This window comes from Curtobacterium sp. Curtsp57 (genome assembly GCF_047324335.1).
Lineage (GTDB): Bacteria > Actinomycetota > Actinomycetes > Actinomycetales > Microbacteriaceae > Curtobacterium.
In genome coordinates, this window is record NZ_CP168511.1 from 2,380,635 (window position 1) to 2,401,378 (window position 20,744).

Annotated in this window: 23 protein-coding genes; 17 read left to right on the forward strand and 6 right to left on the reverse strand. The window is 72.2% G+C overall.

Going from position 1 to position 20,744, the window contains the following annotated elements; genetic code table 11:
* Positions 1 to 70: 70 nt before the first annotated feature.
* Together ACEN9V_RS11180 and hemE are read right to left on the reverse strand one after the other, a co-directional pair.
* Positions 71 to 1,387 carry a protoporphyrinogen/coproporphyrinogen oxidase gene (locus ACEN9V_RS11180; RefSeq protein WP_413600367.1) on the reverse strand — a complete coding sequence of 439 codons (1,317 nt, stop codon included), beginning with the start codon at positions 1,385 to 1,387 and terminating at the stop codon, positions 71 to 73.
* Positions 1,384 to 2,505, reverse strand: coding sequence for a uroporphyrinogen decarboxylase (gene hemE / locus ACEN9V_RS11185; RefSeq protein WP_413600368.1), 1,122 nt, complete (start codon positions 2,503 to 2,505; stop codon positions 1,384 to 1,386). The genes ACEN9V_RS11180 and hemE overlap by 4 nt, the downstream gene beginning before the upstream one ends.
* A 38-nt stretch (positions 2,506 to 2,543) precedes the next feature.
* Between hemE and ACEN9V_RS11190 the strand changes: the two genes are divergently transcribed.
* Positions 2,544 to 3,854 (forward strand): glutamyl-tRNA reductase, encoded by a 1,311-nt coding sequence (locus ACEN9V_RS11190; protein WP_413600369.1) that lies wholly within the window; start codon positions 2,544 to 2,546, stop codon positions 3,852 to 3,854.
* 23 nt (positions 3,855 to 3,877) lie between these two features.
* Positions 3,878 to 4,282, forward strand: a complete 405-nt coding sequence (locus tag ACEN9V_RS11195) for an NUDIX hydrolase (RefSeq protein ID WP_413603056.1) — start codon at positions 3,878 to 3,880, stop codon at positions 4,280 to 4,282.
* Positions 4,283 to 4,330: 48 nt separating this feature from the next.
* On the opposite strand, the gene ACEN9V_RS11200 is transcribed toward ACEN9V_RS11195, so the two are convergent.
* Positions 4,331 to 4,627, reverse strand: a complete 297-nt coding sequence (locus ACEN9V_RS11200) for a hypothetical protein (protein WP_413600370.1) — start codon at positions 4,625 to 4,627, stop codon at positions 4,331 to 4,333.
* A gap of 112 nt (positions 4,628 to 4,739) precedes the next feature.
* Between ACEN9V_RS11200 and ACEN9V_RS11205 the strand changes: the two genes are divergently transcribed.
* The 11 genes from ACEN9V_RS11205 to ACEN9V_RS11255 all read left to right on the forward strand — a co-directional run bounded on the left by ACEN9V_RS11205 (position 4,740) and on the right by ACEN9V_RS11255 (position 10,824).
* Positions 4,740 to 5,411 carry a DUF4232 domain-containing protein gene (locus ACEN9V_RS11205; RefSeq protein WP_413600371.1) on the forward strand — a complete coding sequence of 224 codons (672 nt, stop codon included), beginning with the start codon at positions 4,740 to 4,742 and terminating at the stop codon, positions 5,409 to 5,411.
* Between the two features lie 22 nt (positions 5,412 to 5,433).
* A complete protein-coding gene (locus tag ACEN9V_RS11210; RefSeq protein ID WP_413600372.1) occupies positions 5,434 to 6,642 on the forward strand; it encodes a helix-turn-helix domain-containing protein in 1,209 nt (402 codons plus the stop codon).
* A 162-nt stretch (positions 6,643 to 6,804) separates the two neighbouring features.
* A complete protein-coding gene (locus ACEN9V_RS11215; RefSeq protein ID WP_413600373.1) occupies positions 6,805 to 7,266 on the forward strand; it encodes an Asp23/Gls24 family envelope stress response protein in 462 nt (153 codons plus the stop codon).
* Entirely contained in the window at positions 7,263 to 7,454 is a 192-nt protein-coding gene (locus tag ACEN9V_RS11220) for a hypothetical protein (protein ID WP_402727650.1), read from the forward strand. Before ACEN9V_RS11215 ends, ACEN9V_RS11220 begins: the two co-directional genes overlap by 4 nt.
* A complete protein-coding gene (locus ACEN9V_RS11225; protein ID WP_281266403.1) occupies positions 7,451 to 7,765 on the forward strand; it encodes a hypothetical protein in 315 nt (104 codons plus the stop codon). Before ACEN9V_RS11220 ends, ACEN9V_RS11225 begins: the two co-directional genes overlap by 4 nt.
* 9 nt (positions 7,766 to 7,774) lie before the next feature.
* Positions 7,775 to 8,365, forward strand: coding sequence for a DUF6286 domain-containing protein (locus tag ACEN9V_RS11230; protein WP_413600374.1), 591 nt, complete (start codon positions 7,775 to 7,777; stop codon positions 8,363 to 8,365).
* Positions 8,362 to 8,928: a hypothetical protein gene (locus tag ACEN9V_RS11235; protein WP_413600375.1), complete on the forward strand. Its 567-nt coding sequence runs from the start codon at positions 8,362 to 8,364 to the stop codon at positions 8,926 to 8,928. The genes ACEN9V_RS11230 and ACEN9V_RS11235 overlap by 4 nt, the downstream gene beginning before the upstream one ends.
* An 86-nt stretch (positions 8,929 to 9,014) precedes the next feature.
* Positions 9,015 to 9,188 carry a CsbD family protein gene (locus ACEN9V_RS11240; RefSeq protein ID WP_413600376.1) on the forward strand — a complete coding sequence of 58 codons (174 nt, stop codon included), beginning with the start codon at positions 9,015 to 9,017 and terminating at the stop codon, positions 9,186 to 9,188.
* A gap of 75 nt (positions 9,189 to 9,263) precedes the next feature.
* The gene (locus ACEN9V_RS11245; protein WP_413600377.1) at positions 9,264 to 10,181 is read left to right on the forward strand and encodes an Asp23/Gls24 family envelope stress response protein; all 918 of its coding nucleotides are present in this window, start codon (positions 9,264 to 9,266) and stop codon (positions 10,179 to 10,181) included.
* Complete coding sequence (locus ACEN9V_RS11250) at positions 10,178 to 10,600, forward strand: MFS transporter permease (protein WP_413600378.1); 423 nt, start codon at positions 10,178 to 10,180, stop codon at positions 10,598 to 10,600. Before ACEN9V_RS11245 ends, ACEN9V_RS11250 begins: the two co-directional genes overlap by 4 nt.
* Before the next feature lie 32 nt (positions 10,601 to 10,632).
* Positions 10,633 to 10,824, forward strand: coding sequence for a hypothetical protein (locus ACEN9V_RS11255; RefSeq protein WP_413600379.1), 192 nt, complete (start codon positions 10,633 to 10,635; stop codon positions 10,822 to 10,824).
* Positions 10,825 to 11,096: 272 nt separating this feature from the next.
* Here the strand turns inward: ACEN9V_RS11255 and ACEN9V_RS11260 are convergent, their stop codons facing one another.
* Both ACEN9V_RS11260 and ACEN9V_RS11265 read right to left on the reverse strand, forming a co-directional pair.
* Positions 11,097 to 12,053 carry a serine hydrolase gene (locus tag ACEN9V_RS11260; protein ID WP_281266396.1) on the reverse strand — a complete coding sequence of 319 codons (957 nt, stop codon included), beginning with the start codon at positions 12,051 to 12,053 and terminating at the stop codon, positions 11,097 to 11,099.
* Positions 12,053 to 14,017 carry a M13 family metallopeptidase gene (locus tag ACEN9V_RS11265; protein WP_413600380.1) on the reverse strand — a complete coding sequence of 655 codons (1,965 nt, stop codon included), beginning with the start codon at positions 14,015 to 14,017 and terminating at the stop codon, positions 12,053 to 12,055. The genes ACEN9V_RS11260 and ACEN9V_RS11265 overlap by 1 nt, the downstream gene beginning before the upstream one ends.
* A gap of 105 nt (positions 14,018 to 14,122) precedes the next feature.
* Between ACEN9V_RS11265 and ACEN9V_RS11270 the strand changes: the two genes are divergently transcribed.
* A complete protein-coding gene (locus ACEN9V_RS11270) occupies positions 14,123 to 15,460 on the forward strand; it encodes a uracil-xanthine permease family protein (RefSeq protein WP_413600381.1) in 1,338 nt (445 codons plus the stop codon).
* Positions 15,461 to 15,566: 106 nt separating this feature from the next.
* Positions 15,567 to 16,877 carry an MATE family efflux transporter gene (locus tag ACEN9V_RS11275; RefSeq protein WP_413600382.1) on the forward strand — a complete coding sequence of 437 codons (1,311 nt, stop codon included), beginning with the start codon at positions 15,567 to 15,569 and terminating at the stop codon, positions 16,875 to 16,877.
* A 688-nt stretch (positions 16,878 to 17,565) separates the two neighbouring features.
* On the opposite strand, the gene ACEN9V_RS11280 is transcribed toward ACEN9V_RS11275, so the two are convergent.
* A complete protein-coding gene (locus tag ACEN9V_RS11280) occupies positions 17,566 to 18,675 on the reverse strand; it encodes a substrate-binding domain-containing protein (RefSeq protein WP_413600383.1) in 1,110 nt (369 codons plus the stop codon).
* Between the two features lie 55 nt (positions 18,676 to 18,730).
* Between ACEN9V_RS11280 and ACEN9V_RS11285 the strand changes: the two genes are divergently transcribed.
* Both ACEN9V_RS11285 and nucS read left to right on the forward strand, forming a co-directional pair.
* Positions 18,731 to 19,984 carry an MFS transporter gene (locus tag ACEN9V_RS11285; protein ID WP_413600384.1) on the forward strand — a complete coding sequence of 418 codons (1,254 nt, stop codon included), beginning with the start codon at positions 18,731 to 18,733 and terminating at the stop codon, positions 19,982 to 19,984.
* A 9-nt stretch (positions 19,985 to 19,993) separates the two neighbouring features.
* Positions 19,994 to 20,689, forward strand: a complete 696-nt coding sequence (nucS, locus tag ACEN9V_RS11290; RefSeq protein ID WP_413600385.1) for an endonuclease NucS — start codon at positions 19,994 to 19,996, stop codon at positions 20,687 to 20,689.
* The last annotated feature ends 55 nt before the right edge of the window (positions 20,690 to 20,744 follow it).

Consider the following 20,744-nt stretch of genomic DNA (forward strand, 5'->3'; position numbering starts at 1 on the left):
GGTGGTCATGCGCCGAACGGAATGTGTCGGCGTTCCACCAACAGTAGCCCTCGGGGGGTCGGCGGTCCGCTCAGGAACCGAGCAGACCCCGCACGGCGGACCTGGTTCCGTCGACGATCCCGGCGAGCCCCCGACCGCGGGACCCCTCCCCGATCCCGACGACGCCGTCGGCGAGGCCGGCGGCGCCGCCGTCCGGACCGTTCCAGAGGACGCGGGCTGCCCCGACGACGTCCTCCGGGGCGATCGGCGTCCCGAGCAGGGTGGTCGCGTCCGTCGTCGCCCGCACACCGGTCTCGCTCCGCGGGTCGATCGGGAGGCTCGTCCCCACGTCCGCCGCGTCGGCTGCGGACGTGGCGTAGCTGAGTCGCAGGACGTGGCGCCCGTCGGCGGCATCGGCCAGCCACGGCCACTTCGCGGTGGCGTGCGTGAGCGCCTTCGCCCGCACACCGGTGGCATCCGGGTGCACGAGCATCCCGGTGCCGCGCGGCGCGGCGTCGAGGGCGGGCTGGTCGACCACCAGGGTGACGAGCTCGATGCCGGTGCGGGTCGGTGCCGCCGGTCGGTGCGGGTCGGGCACCGCCGACAGGACGTGGTCGGCGACGAGTCGCTCGGTGGTGCCGTCCGCTCCCCGGACCTCGACCGCAGCGCGCTCGATCGCGGTCGCACGGGTGTGCAGCCGGACGTCCACCCGGTACGTCTCCATGTCACGGACGAGCTCGTCGACGATCCGGACGATCCCGCCCCGGATGCCCTGCACCGCGGAGCCGGCCGTCGCACGTTCGCGGAGCGCGAGCACGGCGCGGGCGAGGGACCCCTCGCGCTGCAGGGCGGCACGGAGTCCCGGTGCGACACGGTCGGGGTCGAGGTCGTCCGGGTGCGTGGAGTGGACACCGGCGACGATCGGGACGACGAGGTCGTCGAGGACCCTCGCGCCCATCCGCTTCCGGACGAGCTCGCCGAGCGACCGGGCCCCCGCACCGACCGGCGACGGGATGAGGGAGTCGAGTTGCGCCCGGAACGCGGCGCCCTGACCGACGACGGCGAGCACGTCGGCGGCCATGGGGCTGCCGGGGATGCCGAGGAGCCCGGTCGCGGGGATCGGGGCGACCCGGCCGGTGCGCGTCATGAGCCACGCGCCCCCGGGGTCGGGCGCGACGACGTCGTTGCCGAGGCCGAGTTCGATCGCGAGCGTCGACACGGCGTCGGTCCTCGTCGCGAACGAGTCCGCCGCCATGTCGAGGTCGATGCCGGCGACGGTGTGCCGGCGGACCATGCCGCCGAGCGTGCCGGAGGCCTCGACGAGCACCACGTGCACCCCGGCCTTGGCGAGGTCACGAGCGGCGACGAGCCCGGCGACCCCGCCGCCGACGACGATCGCCTCCGTCACGCGGGGCTCCCGGCGACGTCGGTCCCGTCCCCGAGCGCGTGCACGAGCTCGACCAGGCGGGTCAGCACGGTCGGGTCGGTCTCCGGCGGGACACCGTGCCCGAGGTTCACGACGTGTGCGCGTGCAGCGCCACCGCGACGGACCACGTCGCGCACGTGCGCCTCGAGCACCTCCCACGGCGCGGAGAGCATCGCCGGGTCGACGTTGCCCTGCACGGTGACGCCGGTGCCGACGCGGGCGACGGCCTCGTCCAGCGGGAGCCGCCAGTCGACGCCGACCGCGTCCACCTGGACCGTGTCGGTGCCGAGGGTCGTCATGTCCCGCAGGACCTCGCCGCTGCCGACGCCGAAGTGGATGCGCGGGACGCCGAGGTCGGCCACGTGCGCGAGCGCCGCGGCGGAGTGCGGTGCGACGTGCTCGAGGTAGTCGGCGCGGGAGAGCGACCCGACCCAGGAGTCGAAGAGCTGTGCGGCCGATGCCCCGGCGAGCACCTGGGCGCGGAGGAACGTCCCCGACACCTCGGCCGCCCACGCGAGCAGGCGCGACCACGTCTCCGGCTCGGCGTGCATGAGCGTGCGGGCGCGGATGTGGTCCTTCGACGGGCCGCCCTCGACCAGGTAGGCCGCGAGGGTGAACGGGGCACCGGCGAACCCGATGAGCGGGGTGCTCCCGAGTTCGGCGACGGTGCGCTGGACGGCCTCGGCGATCGGTGCGAGCGCGGCCGGGTCGAGCGACTCGAGCGCGTCGACGTCGGCAGCCGTGCGGATCGGGGAGCCGAGGACCGGGCCCCGACCGGGGACGATCTCGACGTCCACACCCGCGAGCTTGATCGGGACGACGATGTCGCTGAAGAAGATGCCGGCGTCCACCCCGTGCCGGCGGACGGGCTGCAGCGTGATCTCGGACGCCATCGCCGGGTCGAGGCACGCGTCGAGCATCGCGGTGCCGACGCGGAGCTCGCGGTACTCGGGGAGCGACCGTCCGGCCTGGCGCATGAACCACACCGGCAGCGTCTCGGGGCGGTCCCCGCGAAGGGCCCTGACCAGCGGGGATCGGGCGGTGCGACCGTCGGCGAGCGGGTGCGTTGCGGGCAGTGCGGCTGTGGATGCGTCGGTCACCGCACGATTCTCCCATCGAGCGCGGTACCATGGAGTACGTGCTCATCTGTCTCACGGCGTCGCATCGCAACGCCAGCTTCGACCTCCTGGAGCGACTGAGCATCGGCGCCCCCGCGGCCGCCTCCCGACTGGTCACCGAGTCGGACGTCCTCGACGGTGCCGTGGTCCTCGCGACCTGCAACCGCTTCGAGGCCTACCTCGACATCGCCGGCGACAGCGACAGCGCCGTGTCCGCCACGGTCGAGGCCGTCGCCAGCGCCAGCGGACTGACCGGCACCGAGGTCCTCGACTCCGTCTCCGTGCTCGGCGGCAAGGACGTCGTCCAACACCTCTTCGCCGTCTCCAGCGGCCTGGAGTCCGTGGTCATCGGCGAGACCGAGATCTCCGGACAGGTCCGCCGCTCGCTCGAGGACGCGCGCGCCAACGGCACCACCACCTCCGACCTCGAGCGGCTCTTCCAGGAAGCCGCGCACACCTCCCGCGGCGTCAAGACCCGCACCCGCATCGGGGCGGCCGGTCGCTCGCTCGTGCGCCTCGGCCTCGAACTCGCGTCGTCCCGCGTGACGGACTGGGCGCAGACGAACGTGCTCCTCGTCGGGACGGGCAGCTACGCGGCCACGACGATCGCCGCACTGCGCGACCGCGGAGCCGAGCGAATCCAGGTGTACTCGCCGTCCGGCCGCGCCCCGTGGTTCGCCGCGAAGCACGACCTCGTCGCCGCCCACGACCTGCGCCGGGCGATCGCCACGAGCGACGTCGTCATCACCTGCACCTCGAGCGAGGTCCCGGTGATCGAGCCGGCCGACCTCGACGACGGGGTCCGGCGCATCGTCATCGACCTCGGGCTCCCCCGCAACGTCGACCCCGACGCCACGCACGTCGACGGCGTCGAGCTGCTCGACCTCGAGACCATCAGCATCCACGCGCCCATCTCCGAACTGAACGCCGAGTCGGAAGCCAGGGCGATGGTCGACGACGCCGTGTCCCGCTTCCGTGCGCAGGCGCTCGAGCAGTCGACGACCCCGGCGCTCGTGGCGTTCCGGAAGCACGTCTTCGACATCCTCGACGACGAGATCGACCGCGCCAACCGGCGCGGGGACAGCACGCCGGAGTCGGCGGAGCACACCGAGCGTGCGCTCCGGCACCTCGTCGGCGTCCTGCTGCACCGTCCGTCGGTCCGCGCACGCGAGCTGGGTCGCGCCGGGCGCGGCGAGGAGTTCGTCGGCGCGCTCGAGGCCCTCTACGGTGTGCGCCCGGAACCCGAGGCGGAACTGGACGTCCCCACCCCCGTCGTGCCGCTGGCGGACCGGACCGCCCCGGTGCGCGACGACGAGGCGGACGCGAGCTGAGCCTCCCGGCCGACGCTCCCACGCTGCGCGTCAGCGCGCTGCTGCTGGTCCGTGACCGGCGCGTGCTCATGGTGCGAGCGCGACAGCGCGACGTGCTCTACCTGCCGGGCGGCAAGGCCGAGGCACACGAGACCGACGTCGAGGCCGTGGTGCGGGAGGCGTTCGAGGAGACCGGTCTGCAGCTCACCGCCGCCGACGTCGACGAGTTCGCCGTCGTCACCGAGCCGGCACACGGGCAGGCTCCGGGGACGATGGTCGCGATGACCCTCTTCCTCGTTCGGCCAGGAGGCCCGCTGGACTCCGCCACGCCCGTCGCCTCCGCAGAGGTGGACGAGGTCGAGTGGGTCACCTCCGCGGACCGGGACCGGTGCCCGCCGGCCGGCATCGAGACGATCCGCCTGCTGACGCAGGCGGATCTCATCGACTAACCCGCAGCCGTCCGCGGCTCAGCCGTGCGCTGCTCAGCCGTTCGCGGCTCAGCCGTTCTCTGTGTCGTCGGTGCCCCTGCCGGTGTCGACGTAGTGCCCGACCTCGCCGGACGGACGTGGCTCGTCCTCGCCGGGGATGTCCGACTCGACGTACTCGCCGTCGGTGTCCGTCGTCGTGGGGACGTCCTCGCCGGGGATGTCGCTCGCGACGAACTCGCCGACCGGCTCGTTCGACCTGGGCTGTTCCTCGCCGGGGATGTCGCTGTCGACGAACGCCCCCGCGACCGGCTCGACGCCGTCCGCGCGGTCTCCGTCGCCTCGGATCTGTTCGTGCTTGCCTGCCATGGTCCGTCCTCCGGGTCCTGTGCACGGCAACGGTGCCGTACGGCGCGAGTGTGCTCGCGGTCCCTGAGTGGATACCGGGACGCATCGTCTCCCGCGGTGGTTACCTGCCGTCATGCAGTCCAGCAAGGGAACCGTGATCATGCTCGGGGCGGTGGGCATCCTGGCGATCGGGGCCCTCGCCGGGTGCGCGTCCGGCGGGAGCGACACCGCGACGGCCACCGCCACCGCGACGAAGACCGTCACCGCGACGCCGACCCCGTCGACCTCGCCTGCGCCGTCGGCCGCTGCGTCGGCCGGCGGTGACAGCGGATCGTCGAGCGGTGGCTCGTCGGCCGGCGGTTCCGGGCAGTGCGCAGCCGGCGACCTCGCCGCGTCGATCCAGCCCGGGAGCGGGGGTGCAGCCGGGAGCGTCGTCGTGCACCTCGCCCTGCAGAACACCGGATCCGCGAGCTGCACGCTCCAGGGGTGGCCGGGCGTCTCCTTCGTCGGCGGGGGCAACGGCACCCAGATCGGCGCCGCCGCCGAGCAGGACAAGGGATCCCCGCACCCAACGGTCACCCTCGCGCCCGGACAGACCGCCGTCGCGCCGCTGAAGATCGGGCAGGCGGGCAACTACTCCGACGCGGCGTGCTCTCCACGGACGCCGGACGGGTTCCGCGTCTACCCGCCGGGGTCGAAGGCGTCGCTCTTCGTCGCGGACACCGACTACACCGCCTGCAACGACGCACAGGCGCAGCTCCTGTCCGTCCAGGCACTCGTGCCGGAAGGACAGGCGTCTTCCTGACCGCTGATGTGATGATGTCCTCGTGAGCACGACGTCGTCCAGGGGGTTCCGCCGCGAGCGGTTCACGGACGCGGACGGCAGCGGCTACACGGCGATCTTCACCTCCGAGTACGGCGGGTCCGGGTTCGCCTCGGACACCGAGGTGGCGGCGGGGACCCGGTACGAGTACTCGGTCATCGGCGACGACGACCTCTCCCTGCGCACCATGGACGCGTCCGGCGGGCGTCGCAGCGGGGTGATCGGTCCGCGGGACGACCACGTCGTGTTCTGGCTGACGCGTGGGCACCTCGAGATGCACTTCGCAGACCGCACCCGTGTGGTGCTCCCCGGCGCGCCCTACATCGCCTCGGCGTCGGAGGCGTACCGCTTCGAGTCGGAGGACACCCTCTACAACGGCGTCCACGTCGCCGACCGGTTCCTCCGCTCGGTCGGCCGTGAGCTCGGGTTCCTGCTGCCGGACGGCCCGCTGCTCTTCGATCAACAGGACGACGTCGTCGCACGCCGGGAGCCCCTCCGTCGCCTGATCCGCGAGCTCGGGCCGGCGCTCCTCGACGACCGGGTCCGGGGACCGATGCGCACCGCGCTCAACCGGCGGCTCGCCGTCGTCGTCCTCGACACGTTCCCGCTCCGTAACCGCGGCGACGACGTACCCCTGGCGAGCCGACTGCGTGACGCGATCCGGTTCATCGAGGAGCACGCCCGCGAACGGCCGGCCGTCGGGACGATCGCCGACGCCGTGGGCCTCCGCGAACGCGGGCTCCAGGACGTCTTCCTGCGGACGCTGGGGAAGACACCGAGTCGCTTCCTCCGAGACCAGCGCCTCGACGGGGTGCGGAGCGAACTCCTGCGGACCGCCGACCCCGGTCGCGTCACCGAGATCGCGCAGGCATGGGGCTTCACGAACGGCGGGCGGTTCGCTGCTGCCTACCGGGACCGGTTCGAGGAGTCCCCCGGCGCCACCGTCCGAGCGGTCCACGCCGCCGCTCCCGGCTCGGAGACACCGTCCCCGCGACTGCGGCGTGCGCTCGCCTTCATCGACGCCCACGCCGCCGAACCGCTCACGGTCGCGGGCATCGCCCGGGCGGTGGGGCTCCAGCCGCGGCGGCTGCAGCAGCTGTTCGAACGCGAGCTCGGGACGACGCCGATGGCCCGCGTCCGTGCGGTCCGAGCCGGGTCGGACCGGAGCGTCCGGAAGCGCACGCAGCCGGACGAAATGCGCGTCGATCCCTGAGCGCTCCGTGCTGCGGGGGACAAGCCCGTCCCCCGATCGACCGTTGTCTGGCACTTCTCTGAGAAGCAGTGATCCCGTGTGACTTCCGTCTGGGTCAGCCCGTCTCATCCGTGAACAGCAACCGCTGGGATCACCTGGCGGGACTCACGGAAGGAAGCAACCATGGCAGACACGACCACCACCCCGGGCACCGCAGCAGCGACCACGGCCGCACGGACCGCTCCGGCCACGTCGGGCACCACGACGGGCAAGACCGTCATCGACGACACCGTCGTCTCGAAGGTCGCCGGCATCGCCGCCCGTGAGGTCAACGGCGTCCACTCCCTCGGCAGCGGCGCAGCCCGTGCCATCGGCGCCATCCGCGACGCCATCGGCCAGCGTGACCTCGGACAGGGCGTCAAGGTCGAGGTCGGCGAGAAGCAGGTCGCGGCCGACATCGTGATCGTCGCCGAGTACCCGGTGCCGCTGCAGCAGGTCGCCGAGGGTGTCCGCTCGTCGGTCAGCCGTGCGCTCGAGCAGATCGTCGGCATGGAGGTCACCGAGATCAACGTGACCGTGCAGGACGTCTTCATCCCGGGTGACGACGACGACGATGACGAGAAGAAGGAAGCGCGAGTCGCATGAGCACCACCATCACCGGCGCCCTGATCGGCGCCATCCTGGCAGTCGTCGCACTGCAGTTCGGCTTCTGGGGCTTCGTCCTCGTCGTCGTGTTCGCCCTCGTCGGTGCCCTCGTGGCCGCCCTCGTGTCCGGACGCATCGACCGCGGTGCCCTGACCGACGTGCTGACCGGGCGCCGGAGCTCCCGGTGACCGGCGGCCCGGAGGTCGCGGGCCGCGTCGAGATCACGGCGCGGGCCCTGACCTCGTGCGCGCGCGCCGTCGCAGCCGAGCACCTCGGTGCCCCGGCGAAACGGGTCCACGTCGGACTCGGAGACCACCAAGGGTCGCTCGCCCTCGACATCACGGGACCGATCGCGGCGGCCGACGACCTCGTCGGCCGCGCGACGGCCGCCGCGGCCGAGGTCCGTGACCGGGTCAGCGCTCTCACCGGGCGCCGAGTCGGCAGTGCCCACATCGAACTGACCGGGATCGTGCGCGAGCGCGAGACCCGCGTCGCCTAGGAGATCGTCATGAGCAGCAGTCCCGTCGGCGGCAACGCCGTCGAACGACGCATCCGTCGCCGGAGCGTGCACCGCTCACGGTCGACCGCCGTGTCGGTCGCGCTCGTGGTGCTCGTCCTCGTCGCGGCGTGGATCGGCACCGAGTCGGTCCTCCGCGCGGTCGGCGCGGCCCCCCTCCTCGCCGACCCGCAGACGGTCGTCGACACGGCACTCCGCCCCGATGCGGCGTTCGTCACGATCGCCGAGGCGATCGCGGTCGTCCTCGTCGTGCTCGGTGTCGTGCTCGTCGTGCTGGCACTCAAGCCCGGTCGGCAGCACCGTTCGCCGGTGCCCCACGACCGTGGAGCCGTCGTCATCGACACCCGCATCATCGCCGCCACCGCGGCGAACGCCGCCGGATCGGCAGCAGGGGTCCCCGAGGGCAACACTTCGGCGAGCTCCCGCGGCAACCGCACCGACGTCAGGGTCGTCCCGGTCTCGGGCGTCCCGGTCGACGAGGCCGCCGTCCGCGCAGCGGTCACCGAACGGCTCAGCCGACTCGACGAACGCTTCGGCCGACGCGTGAAGGTCACACTCGCAGAACGAGGGACGCTGTCATGACGAAGAGCAACCGCACCCTGAACCGCGTCATCCTGTTCGTCCTCGGACTGGTCGCCATCGTCGTCGGCATCACCATCGGCGCCGGTGTCCTGCCGGCCGTCCGCGATGCCGTCGACCCGTACGTCACGATCCCCCGCAGCCTCGACGTCCCCGCGGCGTCGCTGTGGATCGTCGCCGTGGCCTGCGCCGTCGTCATCGTCCTCGCCCTCCTGTGGGTGTTCACCCGTGGTGGCGGCGGAACGTCCGTCGCCGTCCGCGAACGCTCCGGCGACGACGCCGTCACCATCAACGTGGCGCTCGTCCGCGACATCGTGGACCACGAGCTCACGGGCGTCCGTGACGTCGTCGGCTCGAAGGTCGACGTCTTCCAGGTGCGCCGACAGCGCGCGGCCCGGATCCGTGTCGCCGTGCGACGCGGCGGCGACGCCGTCGCCGTGCTCGACGCTGTCGACCGTGCTCTCGAGGTCCTCGACCGCACACTCGGCCGCTCCGTCCCGGTGCTCGTGCACCTGACCGGCGGCACCCGTTCGGCACTCGCGAAGGCGACCACCAGGGTCAGCTGAGGCCGACCGCCGGACGCACCACGGGCCTCCCGGCCCACACTCACCACCGCAACGGGCGCTCCCGCCCACCGAAGGAAGGAACCCTGATGGGTCTCGACGACAAGATCAAGAACGCCGCCCAGGACATCGCCGGCAAGGCGAAGGAAGCCCTCGGCAACGCGACCGACGACGACTCCAAGGTCGCCGAGGGCAAGAAGGACCAGGCCGCCGCCAACGTCAAGCAGACGGGCGAGGACGTCAAGGACGTCTTCAAGAACTAGGCAGCTGCAGTGACGACGACGGGGCATCCGCCAGCGGGTGCCCCGTCGTCTCCTGTCCGGACCGAGGAGGACATCATGGAGAACGAGACACACGCCCGCACCCACGTCACCGATGTGGCCCTGCCCGCATCGCTGACCGAGCCGCTGCCGGAGGACGCCAGCGTCCTCACCGTCGCCGCGCGCACCGCAGCGGTCACCGCGATCGGCGTCGACGGCGTGCACCACCTGGGTGGCGTGCTCGAACGCGCGGCCGACCAGGTCCGCTCCCGCCTCGGCCGGACCGCCAGCGCCCTCGGCGTGCGGGTGGACGACGCCGACGGAACGCTCGACGTGCAGGTGTCGCTCGTCGTCACCTACCCCGAACGCGTGACCACGGTCGCCGAGGAGGTCCGCGCGCAGGTCGCCCACGCCGTCGCCCAGGTCGCGGGACGGCCCGCGACGGTCGACGTCCGGGTCACCGACGTGCACGGCCCGTTCGACGACGAGCCGTCGAAGGTCTCCGAAGCGGTCGACGCCGTCCGCGAGAAGACGGCGGAGGCGACCGAGCGGGTCAGGGACGCCGCGACCGACGCGGCTGCGAGAGCGCAGGTGGTCAGGGCCGACGCGGCTTCGAAGGCGCGCGAGGTCGGGGCCGACGTCGCCGACCGGACTCGCGTCGCCACCGACCAGACCCGAGCGGCCGCCGCCGCGGCGCTCGACCAGGTGCGGGACACCGCGTCCGAGACCGCGGACCGGGCCCGCGACGCAGCAGCCGAGGTGCGCGAGTCGACCGCCGACACCGTCGACCGGGCCAGTGTGGCCGGGTCCGACGCCGTCGACGGGGCCCGTGTGGCCGGCTCCGACGCCGTCGACCGAGCCCGTGTGGCCGGCTCGGACGCCGTCGATGACGCGGTGGACGCGACCAAGCGCGCCGCGGACGACATGGCCGGCGCGGCCGCGAACGCCGCGGAGGCCACCGAAGCCGCAGCGACCGAGCCGGACACCCGAGCATGATCGTCTGGTCCGGCCGCTCCGGTCGTCGCTTCGGCCGAGAACGTCCGCCGCGCGCCCGCGGCGTCTGGATCGCCACCGTGGTCGGCGTGGTCCTCGTCCTCCTGCTCTTCTTCGGGGCGTTCCTGCCGCTGACGGGCTTCCTGGCTGGTGTCACGGCCACCACCGCCGGTCTCGTGCCGTTCCCGGTCATCCGGGTCACGCTCGTGACGGTCCTCGGCGGTGTCGTCGTCCTCGCGTTGCTGATCCTCGCCGTGACCCGGCGTCGTAGCGTGGCGGCGTGGGTGCCGGTGGTTCTCGCGGTCATCGTCACCCTCGCCGTGACGGCCTACCCGCTCGTCACCGTCGCGATCGGCTCGGCCGACCGCGCCGGTGACGTCTGGCCGATCATCACCGACCTCGTACGACGGATCACCGGCTGACCGGCCGGAATCCGACACTGAAGGGACAGACCATGCGCAACCGACTCCTCGTCATCGCCGCCATCGTGCTCATCGGCTTCTGGTTCGGCGCTCGTGCGAACCGGACCGTCGTCAAGCAGTCGAAGGGCGAGACCGTCCGCAAGATGTGGAACGACCCGCACGCTCGCAAGTCACGGAAGAAGCTCCGCAAGAAGTTGGAGAAGGCCACCAAGAAGCGCCGCTGACCCGGCGGGCGGGGCGGGCACGTCGGTGCCGACTCGGAACGACAGACCCGCTGTCGTACGACACCGATCGTGTCGCACCCCCGCGCTTGCAACTGTTGTAGGCGCGTGATTGCGACAAGACCGCTGTCGTACGACACCGGTCTTGTCGCCTGGACCCCGACTGGAGGCTCGCCCACCGTCCGCCCCGCGCGCTCGGTTCCGTCGGGGGCCGGGTCGCGGGCGCGTGGCAGCCGCGCACGTCGGCGGCGCGGCAGCCGCGCGTCCGGCGCGGGTCAGCGGGTGGCGGTGACGTGCACCGCGTCGAGCACCTCGGTACCCATGGTGCGCAGTGCCTCGACGACCGACAGGCGCCGGTCGAGCGTGTCGTCCTCGAACGTCACCGTGACCGCGTAGCTCACGCTCGAACCGGGGCCGCGGAGCACTCCGGCCTCAGCACGGATGCCCGGGCCGGAACCCGTCACGGCGACCGACTGCAGCCCGTGGTCGAGTGCGCGGTGCGCCAGCGGGTCGAGGCCGAAGGACCCCGCGACGAGCGAGAGGTCGGCTGCGAGGGAGAGCCACCCGAGCACCCGGTTCGAGACGCCCTCGTCGACGACCTCGCCGAGAGCCAGACCACGCATCACCCAGCTGAGCTCCCCCGACGCAGCGACCGCGATGTCCGGCGCGTCGTCAGGGCCACGGCGGTCCCGGACGCGGTCGATGAACGCCGATCGCTCGACCCCGAGCGACTCGGCACGCTCGCGCACGGCGTCGATGCCGACGGTGGAGAGCAGTGCGTTCGTGGCCCACGCGTCGGCGGTCGCCGCGACGAGGGTGGCGAGGTCCGAGACCTGCATGGTCGGCTCCTGCAGGAACTGCCAGAGCCCCGGTCCGGTCGCGGTGTCGCGAGCCATCCGTTGCAGCCGGTCGCCGTGCAGCCGGCCGTCCTCGAGCCGTGCCGCGACCTCGATCAGCAGCAGCACACGGCCGAGGCCCCCGACGGGTTGCACGAGCCGGTCGTCGATCGCGAGCAGGGCGCGGCCGGTCGACGTGTCGATCACGGACGCGCTGACCCCGGCACCGTCGTAGGCGAGCGCTCCGAGGGCCTCGACCGTCGCCGAGAACCGCTCCTCGCCACCCCCGCGGTGGCGCCCGCGAGCACGGCCGCCCGCACCGGCACGGTTCCCCGCACCGGCCGCGCCGTCGTGGCGTCGCCGCCGCGAGGACGGTGCCGCGTCGGGCTCGACCATCACCAGATCGAGACGCGCTCGGCGGGGTCGAGGTACATCGCGTCGCGTTCGGTCACGCCGAACGTGTCGTAGAAGACGTCGATGTTCTTCACGACCTGGTTGCAGCGGAACTCGGTCGGCGAGTGCGGGTCGATCTGGAGCAGGCGTGCGGCCTCTTCCGGGCGGATCGCCATCCGCCACGCCTGCGCCCAGCTCAGGAAGAACCGCTCGGCGCCGGTGAGTCCGTCGATGACCGGCGGTTCCTGTCCGTCGAGCGACAGCAGGTACGCCTTCCACGCGATCGACAGCCCACCCAGGTCGCCGATGTTCTCGCCGATCGTCAGGGCACCGTTGACGTGCCCGTCCGGGACCTCGGTCGGGACCAGCGCGTCGTACTGCGCGATGAGGGCCTTCGTGCGCTCCTCGAACGCCTGCCGGTCGGCCTCGGTCCACCAGTTCTCGAGTCGGCCGTCGCCGTCGTACTGGGAGCCCTGGTCGTCGAAGCCGTGCCCGATCTCGTGGCCGATCACCGCACCGATCGCGCCGTAGTTCGCCGCGGCGTCACGGGCAGCGTCGAAGAACGGGAACTGCAGGATCGCGGCGGGGAACACGATCTCGTTGAAGCCCGGGTTGTAGTACGCGTTGATCGTCTGCGGCGTCATGAACCACTCGTCGCGGTCGATCGGCTTCCCGATCTTGCCGAGTTCGCGGTCCACCTGGAAGGCGGCGACGGCCCGGACGTTGCCGATCAGGTCGTCGGCGGAGATCGGCAGCTTCGAGTAGTCGCGCCACTTCACCGGGTACCCGATCTTCGGCGTGAACTTGTCGAGCTTCTCCAGCGCGCGCGTCCGGGTCTCGTCGGTCATCCAGTCGAGGGCCGTGATGCTCTGCCGGTACGCCTCGACCAGGTGCGCGACGAGGTCGTCCATGGTGACCTTCGACGTCTCGTCGAAGTGCTCGTCGACGTAGATCCGGCCGACGGCCTCGCCCATCGCGCCCTCGACCAGGGAGACGCCGCGCTTCCAGCGCTCACGCTGCTTCGGGGCGCCGGTGAGTGCCGTGCCGTAGAACGAGAAGCTGGTGGCGGAGAACGCGCTCGTCAGGTACGGGGCCGACGCCCGGATGACCTGCCAGCGGAGCCAGTCCTTCCACGCCTCGAGCGACTCGGCTCCGAGCAGCTCCGCCAGACCCGTCAGGAACGAGGGCTCACGGACGACGACGGTCGAGAACGCGCCGGCAGGAGCGTCGATCGACTCCCACCAGAGCTGCAGGTCCGCCCCGGGTGCGAGTGCGTCCACCTCGGCCCACGGCAGCTTGTTGTAGGTCTTCTGGCTGTCGCGCGTGGCGACGTTGTCCCAGTGCTTCCCGGCCAGGGCGGTCTCGAGCGCGATGACGTGCTCGGTGCGCTCGGCACCGTCGTCGAACCCGGCGAGCGGGAACATCGCGGCGACGAACTCGCGGTACTTCTCACGGATGTCACCGAACCGCTCTTCGCGGTAGTAGGACTCGTCGGGCAGGCCCAGACCGGACTGCTCGAGGAACACGACGTACGACTCCGGGTCACCCGGGTCGTTGTCGACGAACAGCTGGATGAAGCTCGGCAGCCCGAGTCGCTCGAACCGGCCGACCATGCGCAGCACGTCGTCCTTCGTCCCGAGCGCGGCGATCTCGGCGAGCAGGGGCTCGATCGGTGCCGTCCCCAGCGCCTCGAGCTTCGACTCGTCGGTGAAGGAGGTGTAGAGGTCGCCGACCTTGCGCTCCTCGGACCCCGCCGGAGCCTGCTGGGAGCGCTCGACGATCGTGCGGACGGCTTTCTCGGCCTCTTCCGCGAGCACCGTGAACGAGCCGTAGCGCGCCTTGTCGTCGGGGATCGGCGTCGCGTCGATCCACTGCCCGTTGACGTGGCGGTACAGGTCGTCCTTCGGCTGCACCTTCGCGTCGAGTTCGTCGGTCTGGATTCCGGTGGTGCCTGCGACGTCGGTCATGCGCTCCACGATAGCCACCGATCCCCTGCCGTCCACCCGGTGATCCCGACGCAACCGTCCTGCGGCCGTCGGCGCAGGTGGGCGGCTGCCACTACGGTCATGGACATGGGACTCCCGTGGAAGCTGCACGGAGACGGCGCGACCGTCTCGGCGACGACGATCGTGGCACCGGACGAACGGCTCACCTGGCCGCGCACCATCGGTCTCGGCGTGCAGCACGTCGTGGCGATGTTCGGCGCGACGTTCCTCGTCCCGCTGCTGACCGGCTTCCCGCCGTCGACGACCCTGCTCTTCAGCGGCATCGGGACGATCCTGTTCCTCCTCATCACCGGCAACCGCCTGCCGAGCTACCTCGGCAGCTCCTTCGCCTTCATCGCGCCGATCGGTGCGGCGACGAAGATCGGCGGGATCCCGCTCGCACTCTCCGGGATCATCGTCGTCGGCGCGCTGCTGGCGGTCATCGGGCTCGTGGTGCACCTCGCGGGGGCCGGCTGGATCGACCGCCTGATGCCCCCGGTCGTCTCGGGAGCGATCGTCGCGCTCATCGGGTTCAACCTCGCCCCGGCGGCCCGCGACAACTTCACGAAGGCGCCGCTCGTCGCCGTCATCACCCTCGCCGCCATCATCCTGGTGACCGTCCTGTTCAAGGGGCTCATCGGTCGGCTGTCGATCGTCATCGGCGTCGTCGTCGGGTACGTCGCAGCACTCATCGCCGGCCAGGTCGACTTCTCCGCCGTCGGCGACGCCGCCTGGATCGGCCTGCCCGAGTTCACCGCACCGGCATTCGACGCCGGACAGCTCGCGATCTACCTGGCGTTCGTGCCGGTCGTCCTCGCGCTCATCGCCGAGAACGTCGGCCACGTGAAGGGCGTCGGACAGCTCACCGGCCGCGACCTCACGCCGCTGACCGGGCGCGCCCTCTTCGCCGACGGCGTCTCGACGGTCCTCGCGGGCATCGGCGGCGGCTCCGCCACCACGACGTACGGCGAGAACATCGGCGTGATGGCCGCCACCCGGGTCTTCTCCACGGCCGCGTACTGGGTCGCGGCGATCGTGGCGGTCCTGCTCGGCCTCTCCCCCAAGATCGGCGCGGTCATCTCCTCGGTCCCGGCCGGGGTCCTCGGCGGGGCGACCACCGCGCTCTACGGTCTGATCGGGGTCATCGGCATCCGCATCTGGGTCGAGAACCGCGTCGACTTCGCCAAGCCGAAGAACCAGCTCACCGCCGGCATCGCACTCATCATCGGCATCGCGGACTTCACGTTCTCGTTCGGTCAGGCGTCCTTCGGCGGCATCATCCTCGGCACCGTCGCCGCGATCGTCGTCTACCACGTGATGGACCTGATCGGCCGGGCGCGCGGCACGGAGCCGCCGACGCCGGAAGCGTCGGAGTCGGCGCACGCCGCCACCGGCGGCGTCCCGACGGAACCGCGCGCGGACTGACGCGGACCCGCCGTCGGACGGGAGGCCCTGGTCCGCTCCGCCACGCACCGCACGGTGCGCGCACGGCGCGACCAGAGCCTCCCGTCCGGTCCGGCATGATGTCCTGATGCCCACGTCCCGCCGCGCCGTCGACCGCGACATCGTCCGGCTGGCGCTGCCCGCTCTCGGCGCACTCGTGGTCGAGCCGCTCTTCCTGATGACGGACACGGCGCTCGTCGGGCACCTCGGGGCGACACCGCTCGCCGCGGTCGGACTCGCGAGTGCCGTGCTGCAGACCGTGACGGGGCTGCTCGTCTTCCTGGCCTACTCGACGACACCTGCCGTCGCGCGCGCGCTCGGCGGAGGCGACCGGCGCGGGGCGGTGCACGCCGGCATCGACGGGATGTGGCTCGCGCTCGGGCTCGGCGTCGTGCTGGCGCTCGTCGGGTGGCCGCTCGCGGAACCGCTCATCGGGCTGTTCGGCGCATCGACCCGGGTCTCCGACGCTGCGACCGCCTACCTGCTCGTGTCGCTGATCGGCCTCCCGGGGATCCTCGTCGTCACCGCGTCGACGGGGCTGCTGCGGGGGCTGCAGGACACCAGGACCCCGCTCGTCGTGGCGTCGATCGGCTTCGTGGCGAACGGTCTCCTCAACGCGGCGCTCATCTACGGGTTCGGGTGGGGTGTGGAGGGATCGGCCGCCGGCACCGTCCTCGTGCAGTGGGCGATGGCCGCCGTGTACGTGGTGATCGCCATGCGTGCGGCACGACGTGTGGGCGCTCCGCTGCGGCCGGGTGCATCTGGCGTGGCGCGGGCACTGCGATCGGGAGCGTGGCTGTTCCTGCGGACCGCATCGCTGCGCGTGGCGATGCTCGCGACCGTCGGGGTGGCCGCCGGGCTGGGGACGGTCGGGCTCGCGACGACCCAGGTCGGCCTGACGGTGTTCAGCACGCTCGCATTCGCGCTCGACGCACTGGCGATCGCAGGTCAGGCGCTCGTCGGGCACGCGCTCGGTGCCGGTGACGCCGAGCGGGTGCGGCTCGTGACGACGCGGCTCGTGGTGCTCGGCATCGGTGGTGGCGTGCTGCTCGGGCTGCTGACCCTGGCGGTGAGCGGGGTGCTGGGCCCGGTGTTCTCGGACTCCGAGGCGGTGCGGTCGTCGTTGCCCGTCGTGCTCGTGCTCATCGCGGCGGGGATGCCGGTCGCCGGGTACGTGTTCGTGCTCGACGGGGTGCTGATCGGCGCGGGGGACGCCAGGTACCTCGCGATCGCCGGCGGCGTGAACCTCGTCGTGTACCTGCCGCTGCTCTGGGTCTTCGGGAACGGGCTCGCGGCGCTGTGGGCGGTGTTCTCGTTCGGGTACATCGGCGTGCGCGCGGTGACGCTCGGCGTGCGGGCACACCGCCCGGGGTGGATCGCCGTCGCGATGGCGCGCTGAACGGGGGCGTCTGCTCCTTCCGCACTCGTCCCGCGCTTGATGGGTGCTCGCGCGCTCGTGCCCGGCTCGTGCCGTGTTCGTGCCGTGCTGGTGCCCGGCTCGTGCCGCACGCGTGCCCGGCTCGTGCCGCGCTCGTGCCCGGCCTCGCTGCACGGTCGAGTGCGCAGAAACGGTCACCTGCGGGCCCGCGCAGTCACCACTACTGCGCACTCGACGGCCAGCCCCCTCCGCACGCGCGCCGCACGCGTGCCCGGCCTCGCTGCACGGTCGAGTGCGCAGAAACGGTCACCTGCGAGCCTGCGCGGCACCACTATTGCGCACTCGAATGTCGGCTCCTCCGCGCTCGCGCCCCCCGCGTGGCGCGAACTGGCACCACCATCGAGTGCGCAGAAACAGACACTCATCGAGTGCGCAGAAACAGACACTCAAGAGCCTCCGCCGTCCCCACTACTGCGCACTCGACGGCCAGCCCCCTCCGCACTCGCGCCGTGCACGTGACCCAGCCTGGATGCACGGTCGAGTGCGCAGAAACGGTCACCTGCGGGCCTGCACGGTCACCACTTCTGCGCACTCGAGCACCCGGGGCCCGGGGCCCGGGGCCAGGGGCCCGGGGCGCGGGGCCGGGGACGGAGCGGAGAGAGAGCGGGCGGGACGCGTGCCCGAGACCCGGGCAGCGCCAACGCCGCGGCTACGCGCGCGGGGGTGCCGTCGTGTCGCCGACGCGGAGCTCGGAGCGGAACGACGCACCACTCGGCGCATCGCCCTCGAGCATCGCCAGTGCTGCCCGCGCCGCCGCCTGGCCCTTCTGCACGAACGGCTGCACGAGCGTGGTCAGCTGCCGGATCGGCGAACGGTGCAGCAGGCTGTCGTCCACGTGGATGCCGTCGAAGCCCACCACGCTGACGTCCTCCGGCACCCGGAGCCCGTGCTCGAGCGCCGACGAGATCACCCCGACGGCGAGCAGGTCGCTCTGCGCGACGACCGCGGTGGGGCGGGTGCCGCCGGGGCCGAACAGCGACTCCCCGGCGACGCGCCCGGCCTCCACCGAGCTGCCGCCTGCCTCGATCGCGACGCACGACGGGAAGACGCCCCGGACGCCGCGGAGCCGCTCCATCGTCGTGAACGCCGCACCGGCCGCGAAGCGCGCATCGGAGATCGGCCCGAGCTGGTGCGTGGCGTCGAGGGGCAGCGTGACCACGGTGACGTCGGTGTGGCCGAGGTCGCGGAGGAACGCGGCCGCGCGGCGCGAGCCCTCGCGGTTGTCGAGCTGGATCGGGACGGCGCCCTCGATGTCGTCCGCCTCGATCGCGACGACCGGGATGCCGCGGCGTCGGAGCACGGCGACGGCGGGATCGACCCGCACGTTGCAGCCGACCAGGACGACCGCGTCCATCGGCGCGTCGACCAGCGGGCCCATGCCGCGCTCGTCGTCGAGGGGGCTACGGACGAGGAGCAGTGACGCCCCCGCCTCCCCGGCGACCTCGGCGATGCCGTCGAGCGTCAGGACGTTCACCGGGTCGCGGAACGCGTCGCTCAGACGTTCGTCCATCACGACGCCGATCACGCCGGATCGGCCACGGCGGAGGGAGCGCGCACGCGGGTCGGGACCGTCGTACCCCATCGACGCGGCGACGGCGAGCACGCGGGCGCGGGTCTCCTCGGACACCGGGCCGCTGCCGCTGAACGCGAGCGACGCCGTCGACGCAGCGACCCCCGCCGCACGCGCGACCGCGGCCAGCGTCGGTCGTGCGGGCGCGGTGTGCCCCGACGCGCCACGGGGTGTTGCCGAGTCGTCCATCGCCGGTTAGCGTATCCGAGAACCACACTCGAATCGATTCGATCGGAACAGCACCATGACGACGGCGTCAGTCACCAGGACGACCCAGGCCCCCACCACCCGCGCGTGGATCACCGCGGTGTTCGTGGTCTTCACCCTGTCGGGGCTCGGCATCGCGACCTGGCTCGGCCGGATCCCGAGCGTGCGCGACGAGCTCGATGCCAGCACCTTCGAGATGGGGCTGCTCGTCGTCGGGATGAGCGTCGGGTCGATCGCCGGACTGACCTTCGCCGGACACATCGTCGCGAAGCTCGGTGCGAAGCACGGTGTGCAGATCGCCGCCGTCTGCCTGGTCGTCGGCATGGTGATGGCCGGCGTCGCGGTGACCACGGGTTGGGGCTTCGCCGCCATCTGGGTCTGCCTCATCGCGTTCGGCTTCGGCAACGGGCTCGCCGACGTGTCGATGAACGTCTCCGGTGCCACCGCCGAACGACTCGGTGGCCGCACGATCATGCCGATGTTCCACGCCGCGTTCAGCCTCGGCACGCTCGCCGGTGCCGGGCTCGGCGCACTGGCCGAACGCCTCGAGGTCCCCGTGGCGCTGCACTTCGTCGTGCTCGGCGTCCTCATCGGCATCGCGATGCTCGTCGCCGTCCGCTGGTTCGGCGACGAGCGGGTCACCGAACCGGAGCCCACCGACACCACCCCCGTGCCGCTCCCGGTCTCGCGCTGGGCCGTCTGGAAGCAGCCGTCCACGCTCCTCATCGGTGTCATCGTGCTCGGCATGGCCCTCGCCGAGGGATCCGCCAACGACTGGCTGCCGCTCGCGATGATCGACGGGCACGGGCTCGACAACGCCTCGGGCTCCGCGGTGCTCACGGTGTTCCTCGCCGCGATGACCGTCGGCCGCGTCGCCGGCAGCCCGCTCATCGACCGCTTCGGGCGCGTGCCGGTGCTCCGCATCAGCGCAGCGGTCGCCGTGGTCGGACTCGGGATGCTGATCTTCATCCCGGACGTCCCGCTCGCGATCGTCGGCGTGGTGCTCTGGGGACTGGGCGCGAGCCTCGGCTTCCCGATGGGCATGTCCGCCGCCGCGGACGACCCCCGCACCGCAGCCGCCAAGGTGAGCGCCGTGGCCACCATCGGGTACGTCGCGTTCCTCGCCGGGCCGCCCATCATCGGGTTCGCGGGTGAGCAGTTCGGCCTGCTGAACGGTCTGCTCATCGTGTTCGTCTTCATCGTCGCCGCCGGTCTGGCATCGGGTGCGGCACGCGAGCGGACGCCGGACGCCGAACCGGCCGACGCGAACCGGCGGCTCGACGCCCGTTAGGCTTCCCGGGTGCGTCTCGTCATCGCCCGCTGCTCCGTCGACTACGCCGGTCGCCTGTCGGCCCACCTCCCCCTCGCGACCCGGCTCCTCATGCTGAAGGCCGACGGCTCGCTGCTCGTCCACTCGGACGGCGGCAGCTACAAGCCGCTCAACTGGATGAGCCCGCCGTGCTCGATCGAGATCGGCGAGCCGACGGACGAGCAGACCGAGGCCGGCATCCAGCAGGTCTGGACCGTCACGCAGAAGAAGACGCAGGACAAGCTCGTGGTCAGCCTGTACGAGGTGATCGCCGACGAGAACCACGACCTCGGCGTCGACCCGGGCCTCGTCAAGGACGGGGTCGAGGCGCACCTGCAGCAGCTCCTCGCCGAGCAGATCGAGCTCCTCGGGGACGGGCACAAGCTCGTCCGACGCGAGTACATGACCGCGATCGGGCCGGTCGACATCCTGGCTCGTGACGACGCCGGAGCGAGCGTCGCCGTCGAGATGAAGCGGAATGCGGGCATCGACGCGGTCGAGCAGCTCACCCGCTACCTCGAACTGATGAACCGCGATCCGCTGCTCCGTCCGGTGCAGGGCGTGCTCGCGGCGCAGACCGTGGCACCGCAGGCCCGCACCTTGGCCGAGGACCGCGGCATCCGCGTGCTGGTCCTCGACTACGACGCGATGCGGGGCATCGAGGGCGGGCACACCCGCCTGTTCTGAGCGCGGACCGGCCTGGAGGCTCTGCTCGCCCCCGTCCGACGCGTCACGACCCGCA

Bases quoted from the DNA above. Each gene is read 5' to 3' on its own strand.
- ACEN9V_RS11200 (WP_413600370.1), bottom strand. From the start codon at position 4,627: ATGGCAGGCAAGCACGAACAGATCCGAGGCGACGGAGACCGCGCGGAC.
- ACEN9V_RS11205 (WP_413600371.1), top strand. From the start codon at position 4,740: ATGCAGTCCAGCAAGGGAACCGTGATCATGCTCGGGGCGGTGGGCATC.
- ACEN9V_RS11215 (WP_413600373.1), top strand. From the start codon at position 6,805: ATGGCAGACACGACCACCACCCCGGGCACCGCAGCAGCGACCACGGCC.
- ACEN9V_RS11220 (WP_402727650.1), top strand. From the start codon at position 7,263: ATGAGCACCACCATCACCGGCGCCCTGATCGGCGCCATCCTGGCAGTC.
- ACEN9V_RS11230 (WP_413600374.1), top strand. From the start codon at position 7,775: ATGAGCAGCAGTCCCGTCGGCGGCAACGCCGTCGAACGACGCATCCGT.
- ACEN9V_RS11235 (WP_413600375.1), top strand. From the start codon at position 8,362: ATGACGAAGAGCAACCGCACCCTGAACCGCGTCATCCTGTTCGTCCTC.
- ACEN9V_RS11240 (WP_413600376.1), top strand. From the start codon at position 9,015: ATGGGTCTCGACGACAAGATCAAGAACGCCGCCCAGGACATCGCCGGC.
- ACEN9V_RS11245 (WP_413600377.1), top strand. From the start codon at position 9,264: ATGGAGAACGAGACACACGCCCGCACCCACGTCACCGATGTGGCCCTG.
- ACEN9V_RS11250 (WP_413600378.1), top strand. From the start codon at position 10,178: ATGATCGTCTGGTCCGGCCGCTCCGGTCGTCGCTTCGGCCGAGAACGT.
- ACEN9V_RS11255 (WP_413600379.1), top strand. From the start codon at position 10,633: ATGCGCAACCGACTCCTCGTCATCGCCGCCATCGTGCTCATCGGCTTC.
- ACEN9V_RS11260 (WP_281266396.1), bottom strand. From the start codon at position 12,053: ATGGTCGAGCCCGACGCGGCACCGTCCTCGCGGCGGCGACGCCACGAC.
- ACEN9V_RS11265 (WP_413600380.1), bottom strand. From the start codon at position 14,017: ATGACCGACGTCGCAGGCACCACCGGAATCCAGACCGACGAACTCGAC.
- ACEN9V_RS11270 (WP_413600381.1), top strand. From the start codon at position 14,123: ATGGGACTCCCGTGGAAGCTGCACGGAGACGGCGCGACCGTCTCGGCG.
- ACEN9V_RS11275 (WP_413600382.1), top strand. From the start codon at position 15,567: ATGCCCACGTCCCGCCGCGCCGTCGACCGCGACATCGTCCGGCTGGCG.
- ACEN9V_RS11280 (WP_413600383.1), bottom strand. From the start codon at position 18,675: ATGGACGACTCGGCAACACCCCGTGGCGCGTCGGGGCACACCGCGCCC.
- ACEN9V_RS11285 (WP_413600384.1), top strand. From the start codon at position 18,731: ATGACGACGGCGTCAGTCACCAGGACGACCCAGGCCCCCACCACCCGC.